This window comes from Teredinibacter turnerae T7901 (assembly GCF_000023025.1).
GTDB lineage: Bacteria > Pseudomonadota > Gammaproteobacteria > Pseudomonadales > Cellvibrionaceae > Teredinibacter > Teredinibacter turnerae_B.
In genome coordinates this window covers 994,495-1,015,396 of the sequence record NC_012997.1, presented here as the reverse complement: position 1 = coordinate 1,015,396, position 20,902 = coordinate 994,495, and the positions used below count along the sequence as shown (strand labels likewise).

At 52.2% G+C, this 20,902-nt stretch carries 21 protein-coding genes; 12 read left to right on the top strand and 9 right to left on the bottom strand.

Annotation, left to right across the window (positions count from 1 at the left end; translation table 11 throughout):
• Positions 1–8 precede the first annotated feature (8 nt).
• The 3 genes from pdsR (at position 9) to rpsT (ending at position 3,110) form a co-directional block, all read left to right on the top strand.
• Entirely contained in the window at positions 9–707 is a 699-nt protein-coding gene (gene pdsR / locus TERTU_RS04250; protein ID WP_015818978.1) for a proteobacterial dedicated sortase system response regulator, read from the top strand.
• 4 nt (positions 708–711) lie between these two features.
• Complete coding sequence (gene pdsS / locus TERTU_RS04245) at positions 712–2,754, top strand: proteobacterial dedicated sortase system histidine kinase (RefSeq protein WP_015819424.1); 2,043 nt, start codon at positions 712–714, stop codon at positions 2,752–2,754.
• Positions 2,755–2,843: 89 nt separating this feature from the next.
• On the top strand, positions 2,844–3,110 hold the full coding sequence (rpsT, locus tag TERTU_RS04240) for a 30S ribosomal protein S20 (RefSeq protein WP_015817038.1): 267 nt from the start codon (positions 2,844–2,846) through the stop codon (positions 3,108–3,110).
• Between the two features lie 133 nt (positions 3,111–3,243).
• Here the strand turns inward: rpsT and TERTU_RS04235 are convergent, their stop codons facing one another.
• From TERTU_RS04235 to rplU, 5 genes are all read right to left on the bottom strand, one after another.
• Positions 3,244–4,302 (bottom strand): pyridoxal phosphate-dependent aminotransferase, encoded by a 1,059-nt coding sequence (locus TERTU_RS04235; RefSeq protein WP_015817786.1) that lies wholly within the window; start codon positions 4,300–4,302, stop codon positions 3,244–3,246.
• Positions 4,303–4,397: 95 nt separating this feature from the next.
• Positions 4,398–5,519 (bottom strand): glutamate 5-kinase, encoded by a 1,122-nt coding sequence (proB, locus tag TERTU_RS04230; RefSeq protein ID WP_015819078.1) that lies wholly within the window; start codon positions 5,517–5,519, stop codon positions 4,398–4,400.
• A gap of 38 nt (positions 5,520–5,557) precedes the next feature.
• Positions 5,558–6,745: an Obg family GTPase CgtA gene (cgtA, locus tag TERTU_RS04225; RefSeq protein WP_015819512.1), complete on the bottom strand. Its 1,188-nt coding sequence runs from the start codon at positions 6,743–6,745 to the stop codon at positions 5,558–5,560.
• 115 nt (positions 6,746–6,860) lie between these two features.
• Positions 6,861–7,118, bottom strand: coding sequence for a 50S ribosomal protein L27 (gene rpmA / locus TERTU_RS04220; protein ID WP_015818156.1), 258 nt, complete (start codon positions 7,116–7,118; stop codon positions 6,861–6,863).
• Between the two features lie 29 nt (positions 7,119–7,147).
• Positions 7,148–7,459, bottom strand: a complete 312-nt coding sequence (gene rplU, locus TERTU_RS04215) for a 50S ribosomal protein L21 (RefSeq protein ID WP_015818635.1) — start codon at positions 7,457–7,459, stop codon at positions 7,148–7,150.
• Between the two features lie 500 nt (positions 7,460–7,959).
• Between rplU and fbaA the strand changes: the two genes are divergently transcribed.
• The 7 genes from fbaA to TERTU_RS04180 all read left to right on the top strand — a co-directional run bounded on the left by fbaA (position 7,960) and on the right by TERTU_RS04180 (position 14,414).
• Positions 7,960–9,036, top strand: coding sequence for a class II fructose-bisphosphate aldolase (fbaA, locus tag TERTU_RS04210; RefSeq protein WP_015817193.1), 1,077 nt, complete (start codon positions 7,960–7,962; stop codon positions 9,034–9,036).
• Positions 9,037–9,186: 150 nt separating this feature from the next.
• A complete protein-coding gene (locus TERTU_RS04205) occupies positions 9,187–10,149 on the top strand; it encodes a polyprenyl synthetase family protein (protein WP_015817799.1) in 963 nt (320 codons plus the stop codon).
• Between the two features lie 40 nt (positions 10,150–10,189).
• On the top strand, positions 10,190–11,830 hold the full coding sequence (gene pgi / locus TERTU_RS04200; RefSeq protein WP_015819580.1) for a glucose-6-phosphate isomerase: 1,641 nt from the start codon (positions 10,190–10,192) through the stop codon (positions 11,828–11,830).
• A gap of 176 nt (positions 11,831–12,006) precedes the next feature.
• Positions 12,007–12,285 carry a BufA1 family periplasmic bufferin-type metallophore gene (locus TERTU_RS04195; protein WP_015820028.1) on the top strand — a complete coding sequence of 93 codons (279 nt, stop codon included), beginning with the start codon at positions 12,007–12,009 and terminating at the stop codon, positions 12,283–12,285.
• Between the two features lie 46 nt (positions 12,286–12,331).
• A complete protein-coding gene (bufB, locus tag TERTU_RS04190; protein ID WP_015819629.1) occupies positions 12,332–13,177 on the top strand; it encodes an MNIO family bufferin maturase in 846 nt (281 codons plus the stop codon).
• Positions 13,174–13,956: an HvfC/BufC N-terminal domain-containing protein gene (locus TERTU_RS04185; RefSeq protein ID WP_015819937.1), complete on the top strand. Its 783-nt coding sequence runs from the start codon at positions 13,174–13,176 to the stop codon at positions 13,954–13,956. The genes bufB and TERTU_RS04185 overlap by 4 nt, the downstream gene beginning before the upstream one ends.
• A complete protein-coding gene (locus tag TERTU_RS04180) occupies positions 13,953–14,414 on the top strand; it encodes a DoxX family protein (protein ID WP_015817970.1) in 462 nt (153 codons plus the stop codon). The genes TERTU_RS04185 and TERTU_RS04180 overlap by 4 nt, the downstream gene beginning before the upstream one ends.
• A 124-nt stretch (positions 14,415–14,538) precedes the next feature.
• Here TERTU_RS04180 and TERTU_RS04175 read toward each other — a convergent pair whose 3' ends face one another.
• The 3 genes from TERTU_RS04175 to galU all read right to left on the bottom strand — a co-directional run bounded on the left by TERTU_RS04175 (position 14,539) and on the right by galU (position 17,824).
• Complete coding sequence (locus TERTU_RS04175) at positions 14,539–15,153, bottom strand: porin family protein (protein ID WP_015818582.1); 615 nt, start codon at positions 15,151–15,153, stop codon at positions 14,539–14,541.
• A 361-nt stretch (positions 15,154–15,514) separates the two neighbouring features.
• A complete protein-coding gene (locus TERTU_RS04170; protein ID WP_015817378.1) occupies positions 15,515–16,882 on the bottom strand; it encodes a phosphohexomutase domain-containing protein in 1,368 nt (455 codons plus the stop codon).
• A gap of 108 nt (positions 16,883–16,990) precedes the next feature.
• Positions 16,991–17,824: a UTP--glucose-1-phosphate uridylyltransferase GalU gene (galU, locus tag TERTU_RS04165; RefSeq protein WP_015819798.1), complete on the bottom strand. Its 834-nt coding sequence runs from the start codon at positions 17,822–17,824 to the stop codon at positions 16,991–16,993.
• 218 nt (positions 17,825–18,042) lie between these two features.
• On the opposite strand from galU, the gene fabA reads away from it, so the two are divergent.
• Both fabA and fabB read left to right on the top strand, forming a co-directional pair.
• On the top strand, positions 18,043–18,567 hold the full coding sequence (fabA, locus tag TERTU_RS04160) for a 3-hydroxyacyl-[acyl-carrier-protein] dehydratase FabA (RefSeq protein ID WP_015820382.1): 525 nt from the start codon (positions 18,043–18,045) through the stop codon (positions 18,565–18,567).
• A gap of 84 nt (positions 18,568–18,651) precedes the next feature.
• On the top strand, positions 18,652–19,866 hold the full coding sequence (fabB, locus tag TERTU_RS04155; RefSeq protein ID WP_015818656.1) for a beta-ketoacyl-ACP synthase I: 1,215 nt from the start codon (positions 18,652–18,654) through the stop codon (positions 19,864–19,866).
• Between the two features lie 125 nt (positions 19,867–19,991).
• Here fabB and TERTU_RS04150 read toward each other — a convergent pair whose 3' ends face one another.
• On the bottom strand, positions 19,992–20,870 hold the full coding sequence (locus TERTU_RS04150) for a sugar nucleotide-binding protein (protein WP_015819226.1): 879 nt from the start codon (positions 20,868–20,870) through the stop codon (positions 19,992–19,994).
• Between the last annotated feature and the right edge of the window lie 32 nt (positions 20,871–20,902).

Sequence of the window (20,902 nt, the reverse complement as noted above, 5' to 3'; positions counted from 1 at the left end):
CACGAGCCATGCAACGCCACGTCGCCATCGTCGAAGACGAAGAAGCTATCGCCCAAAACTATTGTGATGCCCTGCGTCGGCAGGGTTATAAAGTCTCCCACTACCGCAGCCGCCCCGAAGCGACTGCCGCGTTCGCCACACGATTGCCCGACCTGGCCATTATTGACGTCGGCCTGGGTGACGAGATCGAAGGCGGCTTTGAGTTATGCCGCGATTTGCGTAGCCGTGCGCCATCACTGCCGATCATATTTCTTACTGCGCGGGACAGTGAGTTCGACGTTGTCAGCGGCTTGCGGCTCGGCGCCGATGACTATCTCACCAAAGATATCTCCCAGCCACACATGCTGGCTCGCATCACTGCGCTGTTCCGCCGTATCGATGCCTTGCAGCAACCACTGTCGCAAGACCGCGAAATGGTGCGTGGCATGCTCACCATGAATATGGACCGCATGACAGCGCAATGGCAGGGGCACTTGCTTGATCTTACCGTAACAGAGTTGTGGATAGTCCACTCCCTGGCGCAACATCCAGGGCACGTTAAGAACCGACAGCAACTGATGGATGCTGCGAACGTTGTTCTGGATGACAATACCATCACCTCTCACATCAAGCGCATCCGTAAAAAATTCAAAGAACGGGACGCGACTTTCGACTGCATCCACACCGCTTATGGCATGGGCTATCGCTGGGTAAGCGAAGCCAGCTAAGCCTGTGAAACTGCGCAAACAACTGCTGATTGTCAGCTTGATCACCCTCACCCTACCCTGGGTTGGCTGTCGCTACATAGGTGAAATGGAGCAGACCCTGCGCGACAGTCAGTCAGAAGCGCTGATCGCCATGTCCAAAGCCATTGCGGCGCGGATGGGTAGCGATAGCACGATCGTAGCGGAATTGGACCGTCTCAACCCCCCGCGCGACTCAAGTCCGGTATTCGCGCACAACTTACCTGCGGCCCCTCTGGTGGACGGTTATCAAACCGATTGGCAGGAACAACAACTGGCGAGCCAATCCCTGCGCGGCCCCGGCGGTGCGCTGCGAGCGCAGTTCACCGCCGGCAGCTTTGCCGGAAGCCTCTACCTGGTGCTGGTGGTGCACGACGACACCCGCAGCTATTACCAGCCCACCCAACCAACGCCTTTGGTGGTGGATCACCTGCTGCTGCAACTGCCTGATTCGGAAGGCGCGATAAAGACATTGCTTATCGCCGCCAGTGGCCAGGGGCGGGTGACTGCGGGATGGCTTACCGGAACACAGCTGGAACCCGAATACCAGTTGACTGGAGTACTCAGCGAGACCGCCACTGGCTATATCCTGGAACTAAAAATGCCACTCTCATGGGCTGCCAACGGCCTCGGACTGCGCCTGGTGGATCAATCAAAAGCCGACGATGCCTCTAATTTCACCAGTGGAATTCCTCCGCTGGTGACGGAATCAGCGTTGTTGACACGGGAACTCGGCATTTTTGCCCGGGAGGGTGTGCGCTTGCAAATAGCCACTCGCGGCACGCGCCCTGTGGCGAGAGAAGGCGGGATCACCGGCAGTCGCAATAAGCCCGGCTTCGAAAATCACGGTTTTTTTCATTGGCTCTATTTGTTATCAGTAGGCAACAGAGAATTGCCAGCGCTTGACGACAGCATCCACACCGGCTTGTTGGATACACCGGAAATTCACAGCGCGCTTGCGTCCACACAAGCCGCACCCAGCGGCTGGTATCAAACGGGAACCCAGCAGTTAGTGCGCGTCGCAGCACCCATTTACACCAGTACCCACCCCCACCCCCTGGCCGTGGTGGTCGCTGAACAAAGTTCGGAAAGCCTCGCTCGCCTTACCTCGTCTGCGTTCTACAGGCTGATGGTGTATTCCATTCTGGTAACCCTTGCGGCAAGCCTGACACTTATTCTTTACGCCTCTTGGTTGAGCTTTCGCATACGCAAACTCAGCCGGGCGGCGGCAAACGCGATCTCGGATCAGGGACGCATCAGTGATCAGTTCCCCGTTTTTACGAGCCGCGACGAGCTGGGTGACCTATCGCGCAACTACGCTACCCTGTTAGCCCGGCTGCGCGAATACACCAACTATTTGCGCACCCTGTCGAGCAAGCTATCCCACGAATTGCGAACCCCCCTGGCGATAGTGCGCAGCTCCCTCGACAACCTCGAATTTGAAGAGCTTTCTGCCGGAGCCAAGGTGTATGCCGAGCGCGCCAGAGAAGGCACAAGCCGATTATCCAATATCCTCAATGCAATGAGTGCGGCCAGCCGCGTGGAACAGGCGATTGGTGCCGCAGAAGTGGAGTTGATTCCCTGCGACGAGCTGCTCACCAATCTCAAAGCCGCGTACGAAGACGTGTACCAGCACGCAGATTTCAGCCTGAACATTCGCCGGGAAGATGGCCCCCTGACGCTTCAGGGATCGGGTGAACTTCTCGTGCAGATGTTGGATAAGCTCGTGGACAACGCGGCCGACTTTTGCCCCCGTGACGGCCGCATCGAGTTGGGTTTATATCATGCACAAGGGCATTTGGTATTTACGGTTCACAATGAGGGGCCACCGCTACCATCCAGTATGCATGGCCAGCTGTTCGACTCTATGGTATCGGTGCGCGATCAATCCAGTGGTCAAGCGGGTCAACACCTTGGTTTAGGGCTGTACATCGTACGCTTAATCGTCGATTTCCATCGCGGACAGGTCCATTGTTATAACCTGCCAGACAACAGCGGCGTAATCTTTGAAATTCGTTTGCCCGCGGCTTGACTTTAGTTTCGAAAGTCGCATAATAGCGCACCCTTAAACCGCCCTCGGGCGTTAAACTAAGACTTTTCTGATTTTACAGGAGCAACGCGGTGGCAAATTCACCTCAAGCAAAGAAGCGTGCGCGCCAGAACGATAAGGCTCGTGCTCACAATGCTAGCCTGCGCTCCATGGTTCGCACATACCTTAAGAAAGTGGTTGCGGCGATTGAAGCAGGCGACGCTGAAGCAGCAAAAAAAGCTTATGTAGCAGCTGTGCCCGTTATTGATCGCATGGCTGACAAGGGCATCATCCACAAAAATAAGGCCGCTCGCCATAAGAGCCGTCTTAATGCCCAGATCAAAGGCCTCGCAGCCTAAGATAAAAAAACCGGCAATCGCCGGTTTTTTTTCGCCTGCATTTTAGCGTTCAGGCCAAATTACTGCACTCATCCATTCGGGCACCAAAGGCGGCCACAAAATTAGCAACCGCCCGCCGTATAGTTCGCCCGGACTAAACGCCCACAGCCCCCTCCAACACTGCCAGCAGGTGCTCGGTTTGCTCGAGCGTGCCCAAGGTAATACGCAACCCCAATCGCCCTTCTCCGTCCAGCTTCGGGCGCACGAGAATACCTGCGGCCTGAAGGCGCGCCTCTGTGCTGACTGGATCAGCAAAGAACACCCACAGAAAATTACCTCCGCTGGGCCAGTATTCAATCCCCTTGCTGTCCAGATATGTTTCCAAACGTGGCTTGGACTGTTGCATAACTTCATCCACATAGGACTCCACGCCATCCAGATTCGCCAGCGCCGCGCGAATCGCCACTATCGCCAGTTGGTTAATATCGTAAGGGCCGCGCACATTCAGCAGCGGCAAAATATTTTCTCGCGCGGAAATAATGTAACCCAGGCGCAGCGACGGAATTCCCCAGGTTTTCGAGAAGGTGCGGGTAATAACAATATTGGGGTACTGCGCGACCAGATCCGCAACCGTTACGGAGCAGTACTCAAAATAACACTCGTCCACCAGAATCACGGCTTCCGGTGCCGCTTTAGCGAGAGTGACAATCTCCTCACGAGGCAAAATAGTGCCGCTCGGATTATTGGGGTTGGCGACCGTAATCAGGCGGGTTTTTTCGTTAATCAAACCCAGTACTTCCTGCAATGGATACCCTTTTTCGCGAGTGTACTGGGGCTGATGAATCACCAGGTTTTCTACCTTGGCACACTGCAGGTACATCGCGAATGATGGCCCCGGAATAATCGCTTCATCACCCTCGCGACTACTCGCGCGAATCACCAGATCAATCCCCTGGTCTGAACCGTTGGTGATCATCACCTGATCGGCTTCCACCCTGGCATAGCGCGCAATTTGCTCGGCAATATCGCCATAGGCCGGATACATCTGCAACCTGCCATCGCGGATATAGGCCACCAGCGCTTCTTCAACTGCTGCACTCACCGGCAAGGTGCGCTCGTTAAAATCCAACAGTAAATGTTGCTTGGGGTCGCGCCCGTCCAAAGGCGGCTTGTACGCACTCATACGGTTGATGTGCTCTTTAAAAATCGACATGAACTACTCCCCAAACTCATCCAAAAATCTACAGTAAACACAAAAAAACCCGGCAAATTGCCGGGTTTTTTCACATTGTTAATGCGGCAAAAAATTTACGACAAGACAAGATTATCGCGATGAATCAGCTCGTCAAAATCTTTGTAGCCCAACAGGGTTTCAATTTTCGTGGTCGGCTGCCCCATAATTTTACGCGCATCGTCACTGTTATAGTTGACCAGACCACGCGCAATTTCTGCACCGCGGGCATCTTTGCAAACAACCATATCTCCACGCGTAAAATGGCCGCTCACGGCTTTAACACCTACCGGCAACAAGCTTTTGCCCTTATCGCGCAACACGCTCACCGCGCCGTCGTCCAGCGTGACCACGCCGCGCGATTGCAGCTGGCCTGCTAGCCAGCGCTTACGCGCTGCGATAGGCTGTTGATCGGCGTACAACAGGGTGCCAATCATGTCGCCATTAGCGACCTTTGGCAAGACATCTGGAATCTTACCACCAACAATAACGGTGCTAGCGCCAGAGCGTGCCGCCAAGCGAGCCGCGCGGACTTTCGAGATCATCCCACCACGGCCCAGCGCACCGCCGGATGTAGCCATATTATCGAGTTCCGGCGAGAGCGCAGGTTTTTCGAACAAGAGTTCTGCCAACGCATTCTGCCGAGGATCACTGTCGAACATACCTTTCTGATCCGTCAATATACAAAGGATATCGGCCTCAATCAGGTTAGCCACCAGTGCCGCCAGGGTATCGTTATCACCAAACCGAATCTCGTCGGTTACTACTGTGTCATTTTCGTTGATGATTGGAATAACATCCAAATTCATTAACGTGCGAAGCGTAGAGCGCGCATTGAGGTAGCGCTGGCGACTCGACAAGTCATCATGATCGAGCAGCACTTGTGCAATCTTTTTGCTGTAGCGCTGAAACTCCTGCTCGTAAGCCTGAATCAATAGTGATTGCCCTACTGCAGCGGCGGCCTGCTGTTCGTGTATCGCTTTCGGGCGAGATTTCCATCCCAGCCGGGTCATGCCCGCCGCTACGGCGCCCGACGAAACGAGAACAACCTCATAACCTTTTTTAGACAAGGCGGCGATTTGCTCAACCCAGGCAGCCATTGCCTTTTGGTCCAGCCCGCGGCCATTGTCGGTTAGTAGTGCGCTGCCGATTTTAATAACAAAGCGGCGACTTTGGGTGACTAACTGCCTTTTGCTCATGGTTGTATGCAACGATTTTTTTAGTGAGAAGAAAGAAGTTACTGAACGTATTCTACTTCTACATCAAAGTCATCGTCATCATCATCCAAATCATTCTGCGTTTTCTTTGATTTGTGTCTTGCGCGCAACTCATCGATACACGAGCGCGCCTCGGCTTGCATTTGGCGCTGAGTTTGCAACTCCGCGGCAGCAAAATCAGGGTCTTCGCGCTCCTGCAACCACACAGACTCAAGGTAACCTAGCAGCGATTCACAGAGCACATCGGTGCCCTGTTGGCCAATCGCAGAAATACCGTAAACAGGCCCTTGCCAATCCAACTCGTCAACCAGCGCCTGCTTCACTTGCGCCAATTCTTCATCAGTTAACAAATCTGTTTTGTTAAGTACCAGCCAGCGCTCACGCTGCGCCAGGGTAGGACTGAAATTTTCCAGTTCGCGTACGATACTGCGGGCGTTTTCAACTGGGCTCGAGCCGTCGATCGGACAGCAGTCAACCAGGTGCAAAAGCACTCGGCAGCGAGTCAGATGCTTCAAAAAACGGATGCCGAGACCAGCGCCATCGGCAGCGCCTTCGATCAAACCTGGAATATCTGCAACCACAAAACTGCGGTGTTTTTGCACTTTCACAACTCCCAGACTCGGCACCAGGGTAGTAAACGGATAGTCAGCGATCTTGGGTTTGGCGGCAGATACGGCTGAAATAAATGTGGATTTGCCTGCATTAGGCAAACCCAACATACCGACATCCGCGAGCACCTTCATTTCCAACTTCAGGTTTTTGGCTTCACCTTCTGAGCCTGGCGACGTTTGACGCGGCGCGCGGTTAACGCTCGATTTGAAACGGGTGTTTCCGAGACCGTGAAAACCGCCCTGGGCCACCAGCAGACGGTCACCTGCAGCCGTGAGATCGCCAATCTGCTCGCCGGAATCCGCGTCGAGCACCGAAGTTCCGACCGGCACTTTCAGCACCAGATCATCACCTTTCGCGCCGGTACAGTTACGGCCACGGCCAGACTCGCCATTTTCAGCAGCGTAGCGGCGCTGATAACGGTAGTCGATCAACGTGTTGAGATTTTCGTCCGCCTCGAGATAAACGCTTCCCCCATCGCCGCCGTCACCGCCATCCGGTCCACCCTTGGCGATGAATTTTTCCCGCCGAAAACTTAAGCAGCCATTACCGCCTTTGCCTGCCTGAACAAAAATAGGGGCTTCGTCTACGAATTTCATGATGTCATCCAACCTTGCCGAGCTAGCGCGCAGCCATGGGGTATATAAAATGCAAGTATAAAAAAAGCCCCGCTACGCAAGGTAGCGAGGCTTTTCAGAATCAGTGTTACTGAACTTATGCCGCTACGATACTAACGTACTTGCGGTTTTTTGGGCCTTTAACTTCAAACTTCACCTTGCCAGCCGTTTTTGCGAACAAAGTGTGGTCTTTACCCATACCAACGTTTTCACCACCGTGAAACTTGGTGCCACGCTGGCGAACGAGAATGTTTCCAGCTTTTACTTCCTGGCCGCCAAACAGCTTAACACCAAGACGTTTACTTTCGGAATCGCGTCCGTTACGCGTACTACCACCTGCTTTTTTATGAGCCATGATTTACTCCGCTATAAATTCTGTGATTCTTAACCTTGGATACCAGTGATTTTCACTTCGGTATACCACTGGCGATGACCCTGACGCTTCATGTGATGCTTACGACGCTTGAACTTGATAATAGTTACCTTGTCCGCGCGACCGTGGCTGACCACTTCAGCAGTGACCTTAGCGCCTTCAACTACTGGAGTACCGATTTTAACGTCGGCACCGGAACCAACCAGCAAAACCTGATCAAAATCAACAGTTTCACCAGTAGCGACTTCAATTTTTTCCAAGCGAAGAACTTCGCCTTCTTCAACGCGGTGTTGTTTACCACCGGCAGCAATTACTGCGTACATTTAATAATGCTCCACTATGCATTGGACGACACGAAGCAGAGGAAGACCTCTTTCAACTACCAAACCCATCTGCCTGGCAGCACAAAGCTTGCGTCGTTTTCTTTCCAACCTGTTACCCCAGGTCGCAGGGGCGCGAATTGTACTCGAAGTTATGAGCCTGTACAAGCCGTAACCAAAACTTTCCCCTTGAGGCGGTGATTCCTTATACTCAGGCGGCCCGAATGCACCATTATTCAGCGCCAGGCACTGCCTAGGTTTGATTTTACGCAACGCCACCGGCGACCAACAGCAGAAATGGCGGCAGTGTCCTCAGCTATCGAGTAAAATCCCCCACAACCCCATTCTCAAGCGGATTGCAAAGCTCTCAAAGTGGGCCAATGCTTGCGAGATACAAAAACGACCTCATTACCGTATAATGCCGCCCCGACGGGGGCACCCGAAGCGCCTGGCTCTCCAAGGACAGGCACGCCCAATTAATGTTAACGACAGGAATCCACACTATGTCCAAAGTTTTAGAAGCCGTTAAGCCTGGTGTTGCCACTGGTGACGATGTACAAAAGATATTCGAAATAGCCAAAGCCAACAACTTCGCGCTTCCAGCGGTCAACTGTGTTGGTACTGATTCTGTCAACGCCGTGTTGGAAGCCGCTGCAAAAGTAAAATCACCGGTTGTTATTCAGTTCTCCAACGGCGGTGCCGCATTTTTTGCAGGGAAAGGTATAAAAGCCGAAGGCCAGCAGGCGCAAATCCTGGGCGCAATATCCGGTGCCAAGCACGTACACCAGGTGGCTGAAGCCTATGGCGTTCCCGTAATTTTGCACACCGACCACGCGGCTAAAAAACTGCTGCCATGGATTGACGGCCTGCTCGACGCCGGTGAAAAGCACTTCGAAGAAACCGGCAAGCCTCTGTTCAGCTCCCACATGCTCGACCTGTCAGAAGAAAGCCTCGAAGAAAATATTGAAATTTGCGCCAAGTATCTGGAGCGCATGAGCAAGATGGGTATGACCCTCGAAATCGAACTGGGCTGCACCGGTGGTGAAGAAGACGGTGTCGACAACAGCGGGATGGACAGTTCTGAGCTCTACACTCAGCCAGAAGATGTCGCCTTCGCGTATGAAAAGCTCAGCGCTATCAGCCCGCGTTTCACGATCGCTGCGGCCTTCGGCAACGTTCACGGCGTGTACAAGCCAGGCAACGTGCAACTCACCCCGAAAATTCTCGACAACTCACAAAAATACTGTTCAGAGAAATTCGGCCTGGGCGCGAACAGCTTGAACTTCGTATTCCACGGTGGTTCCGGCTCAACACAGGAAGAAATTAAAGAAGCCATCAGCTACGGCGTAATCAAAATGAACATTGACACCGATACCCAATGGGCAACCTGGGAAGGCGTTATGAACTACTATAAAGAGAACGAAGGCTACCTGCAGGGCCAGATCGGCAACCCTGAAGGCGAAGACAAGCCCAATAAAAAGTACTACGATCCCCGCGTTTGGTTGCGCAAAGGTCAGGATGCCATGATTGCTCGTCTGGAGCAGGCATTCGGCGATCTGAACGCGGTAGACGTACTCTAAGCGTCCGCGGCTTCCCGCAGACAATATCACGATGTATGTAGAGTGCCCGGTTTTCCGGGCATTTTGTTTTTGGCGCCACAGTTGGCATCTTGACACCCCAGCGGTGGCCGCCTAGCATCGCCCCCTCTAAAAAACAGGTAACCCGACCCGATGCAGTCATTCCACAAAGTTGTTGAGGCCGACTTTGACGCCGTAAACCGGCTTATCGTTGCTAAATTGCATTCCGATGTAGACCTCGTAGAAAACATAGGCCAATACATAGTCGATGCCGGCGGCAAACGCCTGCGACCACTATTGGTACTGCTCGCCGCAAAAGCACTGGGTTACCAGGGCCAGCAGCATATCGAGCTGGCCGCCATTATTGAATTCATTCACACCGCCACCTTATTGCACGACGACGTTGTCGACGTCTCGGCATTGCGCCGTGGGCGCCCCAGTGCCAATGCACAGTGGGGCAATGCGCCGAGTGTGCTGGTCGGTGACTTCCTGTACTCCCGCGCCTTTCAGATGATGGTGGGCGTAGGTAACATTGATGTCATGGCCATCATGTCCGACACCACAAACGTCATCTCCGAAGGCGAGGTGCAGCAACTGGTCAACGCAAAAGATCCGGACGTCACTGAACAAAATTACATGGCAGTGATCCATAAGAAAACTGCCGCCTTATTCGAAGCCGCATGTGAAACTGGCGCCGTAATTGCTGGAGTAAGTTCCGAGCAGCGCGCCAGTATTAAGCAGATCGGGTATCACCTGGGTGTCGCTTTCCAGCTGGTGGACGACGCTCTGGATTACCACGGCAATACCGAGTCTCTCGGTAAAAATGTCGGCGATGATCTTGCGGAAGGAAAACCGACGCTACCCCTGATCTACACCATGGCGCAGGGAACACCCGAGGAAGCCGCGCTTATCCGCACCGCCATCCAGCAAGGCGGCGTCGACAAACTGCAACAAATTATCTCTATCGTGCGCGAGCGCGGTGGTCTGGAGTACACCATGCGATGTGCCAATCGGCACGCCGACGAAGCTTTAACGTTGATAGACCAACTACCGACCTCGCCCTTTCAATCCGCACTGGCGGATCTCACTCGCTTTTCCGTTAGTCGCAGCATCTAGCGAAAAGCACATGGTTGTATGGAGCACAGAGAGCCTAACAATGCAAAAGAAATTATCTGACCTTTTCAGCAATTGGGACCAATTGAACACCGCCGCCAACGAATGGCAAAACCGCACTCTGGCCGAGGCATTTCAACAGGACACCAACCGTGCCGCGCGCTTTTCGGTTACCGCCGCGGGCCTGCAATTGGACTACTCCAAAAATCACGTGGACGAAAACACGCTGAGCCAGCTGGTCGCAGCAGCAGAACAAGCCGACCTGAGCGGCGCCATCAAGCGGTTAATGCGTGGTGATCACGTCAACAATACTGAAGACCGCCCCGCCCTGCACTCTGCATTGCGCTACCTGGGAGAAGCGAGTACCGAGGAAGAAAAAGCGGTTGCAGCAACCCTAGAGAAGATGGCGGGCCTCATCGATTCAGTCCACAGTGGTGAATGGAAAGGCTATACCGGCGAAAAAATTACCGACGTGGTCAATATCGGTATCGGCGGCTCAGACCTTGGACCGCGCATGGTCACTAAAGCCTTGACTCCGTTTCACACCGGGCATGTGAATGTGCACTTTGTTGCCAACGTCGACGGTGCTGAAATCTACGATCTAACCCGGAAACTGAACCCGGCTTCCACTCTGTTTTTGGTCGCATCGAAGTCCTTTTCTACCCTGGAAACACTGGAAAACTCGCTGACCGCCCGCAAATGGATGCTCGATAGCGGTTGCGCACAAGATCAGCTGAAACATCACTTTGTCGCAATCTCATCTAAGGTCGACAAAGCGGTTGAATTCGGTATCGATGCCGAAAACGTGTATCCACTGTGGGACTGGGTCGGTGGTCGCTACTCACTCTGGTCCGCGATCGGTATGCCCATCGCATTTGCAGTGGGAATGGAAAACTTTAACAAACTGCGCGCCGGCGCAGGCGCAATGGATCAGCACTTTGCCACTGCACCGCTGGACAAAAACATCCCCGTGCTCATGGGTCTGTTGATGTTCTGGTACAGCAATTTCCTCGGCACCGACACACAGGCCATTCTGCCTTACGCCTACCATCTGCAGCTGCTGCCGGCTTACCTGCAACAGCTGGAAATGGAAAGCAATGGCAAAAGCGTGACCCGTGACGGCGTGAAAGTCGATTACCAAACCGGATCTATCGTGTGGGGCACAGAAGGCACTAACGGGCAGCATTCGTTCCACCAGTTGCTGCACCAGGGAACCACCATGGTTCCGATCGACTTTATCGCGACCCTGCAAGCACACCATCCAATTGCGCACCAGCACAAATACCTGTTTGCCAATTGCGTGGCTCAAAGCCAGGCGTTGATGACCGGACGCGACCTCGCCACCACTGAAGCAGAACTTCGCGCAGCCGGCGTAAGCGAAGAAGAAATCGCGTCATTGGCGCCACACAAGGTGCACCCAGGCAACCGCCCCAGCAATGTCATTTTAATGGAGAAGCTGACCCCAGAAACACTGGGTGCACTGATCGCCGCCTACGAGCACAAAGTCTATACCCTGGGCGTGCTGTGGAATATCAACTCCTACGACCAATGGGGCGTTGAGCTTGGTAAGCTGCTTGGCACTCACATCGCGAATGCAATTACCACCACAGATATCCCCGGCGACTGGGATTCATCGACCCAGACTCTGGTACGCAAATTTAACGAGGCAAATAAATCGCTCTAATTTGCACAATTGAGATAGTACTGTTTAAAAAGCGTGACCTCGGTCGCGCTTTTTTTATACACTCGAAGAACCTTTTCCCCGCGGGACTAGTCCAAACCTCATGCCCCAAGATTGACTTAGGGCAACCCCCACCGACCCAGTTCCAGAGGAGGAACTGGCTTTCGCAGGAGTTTTTAATGAAAAACATGAATAAATCCGTTGTAATTTCCAGCGCTATTGCCGCTGGCGTAATGATGGCGACAGCAGGAACCAGCGCACACGCGGCTCAGCCCACCATGGAAAAATGCTACGGTATTGTCAAAGCTGGCAAAAACGACTGCGCAATTGCCAGTCAGGGAACAAGCTGTGCTGGACAGGCCAAAAAAGATTCTATCGCCGACGCTTGGATTTATGTCCCCAAAGGCAAATGCGACGCGATTGTCGGTGGTAGCCTGACACCCAAAAAAGACAAGTAACCCGTGCATCGGCCCCGCGTCCTAGCGGGGCTAGTCGACCGCCAGTATGACCACCAACCTTCCCCGCCGCGCAGGCATTGGACTTAAACCGGTTCACTATCACGAAATTCTGGAACACCGGCCTGACATTGGCTGGTTCGAAATTCACCCGGAAAACTACCTCTGCGACGGTGGACCGCCGCACCGTTACCTTGAGGCTGTCGCTGCACACTACCCGATTTCATTTCACGGGGTAGGTATGTCCCTTGGTAGTGCGGAGGGCGTGTGCAAAACGCATATAAAAGCCATTCGCCAACTTTGCGACCGCTATCAACCAGCCCAGTTTTCGGAACACCTTGCCTGGAGCAGGAACGACAGCCGTTTTTTAAACGACCTGCTGCCACTGCCGTACACGATCGAAACGCTTAAAGTTGTCACCACGAATATTCAGCAAGTACAGGACGCTTTACAACGGCAAATTTTTATAGAGAACCCGTCAAGCTATATCGATTTTAAGCACTCAGATTACAGTGAACCCGAATTTCTAAACCTCCTTGCCAGACAAACAGGGTGTGGTTTGCTCCTCGACATTAACAACGTATACGTTTCAGCGTGCAACAACGGTTTCGACCCATACCGGTATATCGACTCAGTAGACACAACCCATGTGGGAGAACTCCACCTGGCAGGTCACCGCATTGAATCCTTACCCAACGGGCAAAAACTTCGCTTGGATGACCACGGCTCGGAGATCAGTAAGCCTGTGTGGCAGCTCTACAAACACGTGCACACCAGATTGGCAGCTCACCTTCCAGTTTTAGTCGAATGGGACAACAACATCCCTCCGCTTGCGACACTTCTAGCTGAGGCCACTAAAGCCGACCGCCTCCAACAGGGACATTGCAACTCGTGACGCTGCAGGAATTTCAAAAGCAATTCACCGCCCACCTCATCGAAAGCAGTCATGCGTTTGGTGTCGAACACGCACTGTGTGATTATCCCCGAGAAGAATTAGACGCACGCTTGGCGATCTACAGGAATAACGTGTTTCGCGGACTTATTGACACCCTCGGCTCACACTTTCCTGCAACGAAAAACCTGGTTGGCGACACCTACTTTGATGCTATAGGAAAAGCCTATTTGGAGAAAAATATCCCTCAAAGCGCTGCAAGCACCGCACTTGGCGAAACCTTTCCCGCATTTATAAGAACATTCCCTCCCGTTAAGGAATTGCCCTATTTAGCCGATGTTGCACGCCTGGATTGGGCCTACCACAACGCTTACCACGCCCGAGAAGCGGCAGCACTCGAACCCACCGCATTCCAATTGATTCATCCGGATGCGCTAGGCAAAGCCAAATTTGAACTGCATCCCAGCTGTAAATTGATTCAATCAGATTACGCGGTCTTCACCCTGTGGGAGTTTGCGCGGGATTCAGTACAAAAAACTCTCGAAGATGACATTGAGCAAGCACAAGCCGCCCTCGTTCTGCGACCAGACGCAGAAGTGAACGTGTACCATCTAACAGCAGGTTTGACCGCATTTTTTGACCGTTTGATTGATGGGGCGGCGCTTTCTCAGGCGCTGGCTGCGGGGCTCGACCACAGTGACGAATTTAACCCAAGCGAGGCAGTAGCATTTTTTGTAAACTCGCGTATTGTTCACCGCATCGACGAGCCAACTCAATTATGAATATTTTTTTACTCACAGATCGCTACGCAAAAAAGTTAGCTGACGTCATTCCCGAGGCGGTACTGCAACTGGCAGCACGCGTATCCATGTTTATGGTGTTCTGGTTTTCGGCACAAACCAAACTTGCAGGAAGCGAAATACTCGGGCAAAAGTGGATGTTTTGGAATTTATCCAGCAGCACATTTGCGCTGTTTGAATACGACTACGCGATTCCTTTGCTTCCTCCTGTTATTGCGGCCTATTTAGCAACAATCAGCGAGTTTTTCTTTTCGCTTTTCATATTGTGCGGATTGCTCACCAGACTCAGCGCGCTGGCGCTTTTAATCATCACGCTGGTTATCCAAATCTTCGTTTACCCTTCATCCTGGCCGCAACATTTGCTGTGGGGTACCGCATTGCTGTATTTGCTCAGCGCCGGCGCTGGCGTCGTTTCGGTAGATCGCTTAATTGGGCGGTAAAGTGGTAGAAAACTCCCACGAACAGTCGACACAATGAACACGTTTTGCCAATTATCCCTCGCACTCAAGACACAAAAAAGCCTGTAATATACCGGCTTTTTTGTGTCTTGAGTGCCCGCAGATTTTAAAAAATATAGCCTGCACTAATTTGTGCGCTGCTCTCAACATCCCCAGTCAAATAACCCTGGTAACTTAACGCTATCATCCAATGTTCCCATGGTTTAAACCTTAGGCGTGGAGCAAGGAACAAACCGGAATCTATGTCAATATCCTCGGAATAGCAATCAGAACAGTAGCTGATGGACCGCTCCGAAGAGAGCACCATCTCATAACCTGCGAGAAGATCCAGACTCACCGTTGGCGCGAGATCAACACCGTAACCTAACTCGCCGTATAAGTTATACGCGGTTGCTGAAGAACTGGAATTGCGCTCGTTTCCCCCCCAATTCGATTCAGTCAGCTGCTCAAAGGCCTCATTGTCCGAGTAATCGTATAAAGAAATACCTGCGCCAACAATCAAATTGCTTCGGTAACGCCCTTCCCAGCCCGCCACTACATACAGTGCAGAGTCGTCTACGCCTTCTTGAGCGGCCACCTCGCTGTCAAAAGCTACCTGACCTAGAGACAACACCACGCCATTTTCTTTTAAATAGCTTTCGTTCGACTCTGCCAGAGCCTCGCCTGCGTGCAGCAAACTCGCCGCAACCAGCAACACCATCAAACTCAACGTCTTTTTCATTACACATCTCCCTGGACTTCCGTTTCAATAAGCGCCCCGGTACGAAGCGCTACTTTTTATCTGGCGATTAAATAGCTGATCCTATCTATATTAATCGCGCACCCTTGAAATACTGACGAAAATGTGTGGATTTTCTGAGATTTCAAGGATTTACATTGCCCATCCGGCAATAGCGGTGCTTCCCTGCCCCGCCTATTTACTTCGCAATTTTCATTGCCAAGTTAAAACATCAAGAGATGAAATGATGCCGATTCCATTAGCAGAAATCTACAAACCTGCGGATGTTTTAAGTAACGCTTTGTAACAGGTCAGCGAGAGAAATATGTAACTTGCTCTAAACGCCTAGTCAGCAGAAAAAAGCTTAGCTCGCGCTATCAAACTCTTTGACGAAATCCAGCAGTTCGCGCGTTTTTGCTTCCATAAGAGCAGTGTCTGCACGGCTTTCAACATTCAAGCGCAACACCGGTTCGGTGCTGGACATGCGAATATTCAAGCGCCATTCAGGAAAGCTCATTGATAAGCCATCGGTCTTTTCAATAGCCAACGCACTCGATGCATAATGCTTTTCAATGCTCTCAATGATCTTGCGTGGATCGTTTACCGTGTTATTTATTTCACCACTACACGGATATTTCGCCATGCGGTCTGCCACCAGTTCCGACAGCGATTTTCCTGTCACACAGAGTAACTCCGTAACCAGCAGCCAGGGGATAGAGCCATTATCGCAATACGCGAAGTCTCTGAAGTAATGGTGTGCACTCATTTCACCACCATACACCGCATCCTCTGCACGCATTTTTTCTTTGATAAAAGCGTGGCCGGTTTTACTCATAACCGGACGCCCGCCCCCCGCTTGCACAACATCAATCGTGTTCCAGGTTAAGCGCGGATCATGGACAATTTTCGCACCGGGGTATTTCTGAATAAACGCTTCAGCCAACAAGCCAACCACATAATAACCTTCGATAAAGTTGCCTTTCTCATCGAAGAAAAAGCAGCGGTCGAAATCGCCATCCCAGGCAATACCCAGATCTGCGCCGGATTCTTTTACAGCACTTATAGTTGCGTCGCGGCGCTCTGGCAGCAGAGGGTTAGGAATTCCATTAGGAAAGGAACCATCAGGCTGGTGATGAACTTTAATAAATTCGAATGGCAGATGCGGCTCTAGAGCATCAATCACTGCACCCGCGCCACCATTACCTGCGTTGCACACGATTTTCATCGGCTTTAATTGCTTCGTATCTACATACTCCAGCAAATGGGAGACATAAACCTCACGCAGATTACGATGTTCGACTTGCCCTTTGCGAGCGGCATTCTTGAACGCGCCCGCCTCAGCCATCGCCTTGATGTCATTCAAGCCGGTATCGCCAGAAATCGGCTTAGAATTTTCCCGGACAAACTTCATACCGTTGTAGTCCATTGGGTTGTGACTGGCAGTTACGCAAATGCCACCATCCGCGCTCAGGTGAAATGTCCCAAAATACACTTCCTCGGTGCCCACCTGCCCAATGTGTATAACATCGCAGCCAGCATCTGTGATACCGCGCACCAACGCATCAGTTAACGAGGCGCTGGTCAACCGAATATCGTGCCCCACGACAACTTTATTCGCACCCAGGTAGTCGGCATAGGCGCGTCCAACTCGATAAGCTACATCCTCATTTAGCTCCTCAGGCACCCGACCACGAATGTCGTATGCTTTGAAGCAGGAGATATCAATTTTCATCAATAGTAGATCCCAATAATAAACCGCCGTAGGAGCGGCGGTTTCCGTGAGAAGAAGTGATCACCCCAACAACACGAAAGCGTGTGCCAGGGTGATAAGTAGGCGGGGTTATTCCTGGCTGTAAACGTTTTCGTAAACGAAATTCGTCGCTTCAACAAAGCCTGCAACACTACCACAATCGAAGCGGCGGCCTTTAAATTTGTACGCAAGAACGCAGCCGTTTTTGGCCTGTGTCATGAGTGCGTCAGTCAACTGTACTTCGTCGTTTTTACCAGGCGGGGTGTTTTCGATGATTTCAAAGATATCCGGGGTGAGAATGTAGCGCCCGATAATCGCCAGGTTACTCGGCGCATCTTCCGGGGCAGGCTTCTCAACCATTTCATTAACCTGATAAATATTGTCTTTGATCGGGTTGCCGGCAATGACGCCGAACTTGCTGATTTGATCTTCCGGGACTTCCTGAACGGCAACAATGCTGCAGCGGAACTGCTTAAACAGCTTTACCATTTGCGTCAAAACGCCTTCACCGTCTTCGTCAGCAACACACAAATCGTCGGAAAGCACAACACCAAACGGTTGATTGCCGATCAAACGACGGCCATTGAGAATGGCATCACCCAGACCACGCATCTCGCTCTGACGGGTAAAAGAGAAAGACCCCTTGGCAATAACCTCGCGAATCGAGGTGAGGTACTGCTCTTTGCTGGAACCTGCAATTTGATGCTCCAGCTCGTAACTCACGTCAAAATGGTCCGCAATAGCACGTTTGCCACGGCCAGTGACGAATCCGATTTCGTGCAAGCCCGCCTCAAGCGACTCTTCAACACCATACTGCACCAGTGGCTTATTGACGATTGGCAGCATTTCTTTGGGCATTGACTTAGTGGCTGGCAGAAATCGGGTTCCATACCCTGCGACCGGGAATAAACACTTGCTGATCATAATTAACGACACCTTGTTATCTATTTAAAAGGAAAAGGGGTTAAGATCCTTTAAGAACCTGCGATTCTTATACGCACGAAATATACCACAATTGGATGGCACTTTTTTTTACAGCCATCCCGTTTTAATAACGGCTACACTGGACAAGCGATACCCAACGGGTAGAATGGCGCCTTTTTCAGAGGAAATCCTCTTTTTAGCCGGGAAGTTTTCAACTTATGCAAGATTTCGTTCCAAACTCATCCTACACTCGCGAAGAGCTCATTGCTTGCGGCAATGGCGAATTGTTTGGCCCTGGCAATGCGCAGCTCCCTGTGCCCAATATGCTGATGCTCGACCGTATCGCCCACATTAGCACGACTGGCGGTGAATACGGCAAAGGCGAAATTATCGCTGAATTAGACATTCACAAAGACCTCTGGTTTTTTGGCTGCCACTTCCCTGGCGACCCAGTTATGCCGGGCTGTCTGGGCCTGGACGCCATGTGGCAGCTGGTGGGCTTTTTCCTGGCGTGGAAAGGCAATCCCGGCCGCGGGCGAGCACTGGGGTCTGGCGAGGTGAAGTTCACAGGCCAGATTCTGCCTACCGCCAAACAAGTGACCTATCACATCCATTTAAAACGTGTTATCGAACGTAAATTGATCATGGGTATCGCCGATGGTCGCGTCGCTGTAGACGGCAAGGAAATTTACTTCGCCAAAGACCTTCGTGTCGGATTATTTAGCAATACCGACACCTTTTAAGAAAACCAACCTCATCTCGGATACAATGCAAGTAGCGCCGCACAGAAAGGCGCTCTCCGATCTAGTCGATTTAAGAGGAAAACTATGAAACGCGTTGTCGTGACAGGCATGGGCATTGTCTCGTGTATAGGTAACGATCTTGACACAGTGCTGTCTTCGCTGAAAACCGGGAAATCCGGCATCAGCTCAAACGAAAGCTACAAAGAGCATGGCTTCCGCAGCCTGGTATCCGGTTCTGTCAATCTCGACCTGAGCGAACATATTGATCGCAAAGTATTACGTTTCATGGGTGATGCAGCGGGATACGCCTATGTTGCCATGCAGCAGGCGATAGCGCACGCAGGCTTGACCGAAGAGATGGTGTCCAATGAACGAACTGGAATCATCATGGGATCTGGTGGCGCTTCGACCAAAAGTGTGGTCGATTCAGCCGATATTATGCGCGAGCGTGGCGTCAAACGCGCCGGCCCTTACCGCGTAACCCAGACAATGGGCAGCACCACCTCTGCCTGCCTTGCCACCCCGTTTAAGATCAAGGGTGTCAATTATTCCCTTTCCTCCGCCTGCGCCACGTCTGCGCACTGCATTGGCAATGCGATGGAGTTAATTCAGCTAGGCAAACAAGACATTGTGTTCGCTGGCGGCGGCGAAGAGGAACACTGGACGTTGACCGGACTTTTCGATGCCATGGGCGCCTTGTCGACCAAATACAATGACACGCCTGAAACGGCATCTCGCCCATACGATGCTACTCGCGATGGCTTTGTTATCGCTGGCGGCGGTGGCTGTATGGTTATCGAGTCGCTGGATCACGCTCTCGCTCGCGGCGCCACTATTTACGGTGAACTCGTTGGCTACGGCGCAACGTCTGATGGCTACGACATGGTGGCACCTTCTGGCGAAGGCGCTTCGCGCTGCATGCGCCAAGCGATGGCCAATGTAGAGGGCTCTATCGACTACATCAACTCTCACGGTACCAGCACACCTGTGGGCGACCTCGCTGAATTGCGTGCGGTGCGAGAAGTCTTTGGCAGCAATACCCCTGCGATCAGCTCAACGAAATCGCTGACAGGTCACTCGCTCGGCGCAACAGGGGTTCAGGAAGCAATTTACACAGCGCTGATGATGCAACATGGCTTTATCGCCGGGTCTGCCAACATCGCAGAAATCGACCCGGAAGCAGCGGATTTGAATATTGTGAAAAACGCGATTGATGCGGAAATAGGTCTGGCGATGTCAAACAGCTTCGGCTTTGGCGGCACCAATGCCACCCTCATCTTCAGCAAATATAATGGCTAGCCGCTCCCGAGCCTAGACCACCCACCGGCGCGGGTCCCCATTCGCCTGCGCCGGGTTCAGAGCATATCCAAAGCAACCACGCAAACGCTTCGGCACAGCAGTTCTCACCCAGCCAGTACCCTGAGCTAACTCCGCTTTACCTTACGCAAGTCCGGCACCAGATCATTCTTATGCAGCCACCGTTTAATCTGGCTTTTAAAGCCATGGCGCCAGGACGGAAATTGAATTCCAAAATCATCAGTGCAGCGCCGCCCCAAAAAGTTAGCAGAGCCAGCTAGTAATCGCTCACTTTCTCTGCCTGCACTGACGTTAGGCATTGCGATATCAAGATCGGCTTCACTATTGATCATGCGGACAATGGTATCCACGAGTTCAGCCTCGGAACAACTATCAGCGGCACGCAGGTTGAAAACACCCCAGTTTTCTGCCGAGCAGAAAATTTGCTGGGTGATAGCAACCAAACATTGTACGACGAAGCTCGAGTGTACCAACGTAAGATCGTGGTGGTCGGAAACAGTTTTTAGGCTACCTGCAAGCAATGCCGGGTTAATTTCATCGAACAAACTGCCGCGCACGCTATCCAGCACCCATGGCAAACGCAACACGAGCGCTTTTTCCGCAGCTACCGCAGCGCGCTCTGTGCGGGCAAATCCAGTGGACGCAGCCTCAACAAGCTCCTCCCCGACACCTGCGTCCCGGTAGAAGGGGCCAAGCGCTTCGAAGGAAGACAATTGAATGAGAGGCAAAGCACGGCCCATTGCGGCCTTAGCAATAGCAGATGCAGCATCTACGTCGCGCTCATTGGCCGTACGGTATTGCTCTGTAAAGTTTACAACCAGATTTGGACTTTTTTCTCGAATGTATCCGGTTATTGCCGACGCATCGGTCCAGTCCAGGTTGTCTTCGCTCGGGGTGAGCAGGACGAAAGGGTGATCTTCCATTGCTGCGAGAAATAAGGCAGCGAGATCTGACTGTTGCTGGCGCACCAGAATCCGATAACTCAAGCAGGCTCCTCAAGTAATAGTTGAATTAAAGT

What these genes read in the sequence shown, in the direction of transcription:
- rpmA (WP_015818156.1), bottom strand. Translation starts at nt 7,118, where the DNA reads ATGGCTCATAAAAAAGCAGGTGGTAGTACGCGTAACGGACGCGATTCC.
- pgi (WP_015819580.1), top strand. Translation starts at nt 10,190, where the DNA reads ATGCAAAAGAAATTATCTGACCTTTTCAGCAATTGGGACCAATTGAAC.
- galU (WP_015819798.1), bottom strand. Translation starts at nt 17,824, where the DNA reads ATGATCAGCAAGTGTTTATTCCCGGTCGCAGGGTATGGAACCCGATTT.
- TERTU_RS04180 (WP_015817970.1), top strand. Translation starts at nt 13,953, where the DNA reads ATGAATATTTTTTTACTCACAGATCGCTACGCAAAAAAGTTAGCTGAC.
- pdsR (WP_015818978.1), top strand. Translation starts at nt 9, where the DNA reads ATGCAACGCCACGTCGCCATCGTCGAAGACGAAGAAGCTATCGCCCAA.
- TERTU_RS04205 (WP_015817799.1), top strand. Translation starts at nt 9,187, where the DNA reads ATGCAGTCATTCCACAAAGTTGTTGAGGCCGACTTTGACGCCGTAAAC.
- TERTU_RS04235 (WP_015817786.1), bottom strand. Translation starts at nt 4,302, where the DNA reads ATGTCGATTTTTAAAGAGCACATCAACCGTATGAGTGCGTACAAGCCG.
- fabB (WP_015818656.1), top strand. Translation starts at nt 18,652, where the DNA reads ATGAAACGCGTTGTCGTGACAGGCATGGGCATTGTCTCGTGTATAGGT.
- cgtA (WP_015819512.1), bottom strand. Translation starts at nt 6,745, where the DNA reads ATGAAATTCGTAGACGAAGCCCCTATTTTTGTTCAGGCAGGCAAAGGC.
- proB (WP_015819078.1), bottom strand. Translation starts at nt 5,519, where the DNA reads ATGAGCAAAAGGCAGTTAGTCACCCAAAGTCGCCGCTTTGTTATTAAA.
- TERTU_RS04175 (WP_015818582.1), bottom strand. Translation starts at nt 15,153, where the DNA reads ATGAAAAAGACGTTGAGTTTGATGGTGTTGCTGGTTGCGGCGAGTTTG.
- TERTU_RS04195 (WP_015820028.1), top strand. Translation starts at nt 12,007, where the DNA reads ATGAAAAACATGAATAAATCCGTTGTAATTTCCAGCGCTATTGCCGCT.
- rplU (WP_015818635.1), bottom strand. Translation starts at nt 7,459, where the DNA reads ATGTACGCAGTAATTGCTGCCGGTGGTAAACAACACCGCGTTGAAGAA.
- bufB (WP_015819629.1), top strand. Translation starts at nt 12,332, where the DNA reads ATGACCACCAACCTTCCCCGCCGCGCAGGCATTGGACTTAAACCGGTT.
- fbaA (WP_015817193.1), top strand. Translation starts at nt 7,960, where the DNA reads ATGTCCAAAGTTTTAGAAGCCGTTAAGCCTGGTGTTGCCACTGGTGAC.
- fabA (WP_015820382.1), top strand. Translation starts at nt 18,043, where the DNA reads ATGCAAGATTTCGTTCCAAACTCATCCTACACTCGCGAAGAGCTCATT.
- TERTU_RS04170 (WP_015817378.1), bottom strand. Translation starts at nt 16,882, where the DNA reads ATGAAAATTGATATCTCCTGCTTCAAAGCATACGACATTCGTGGTCGG.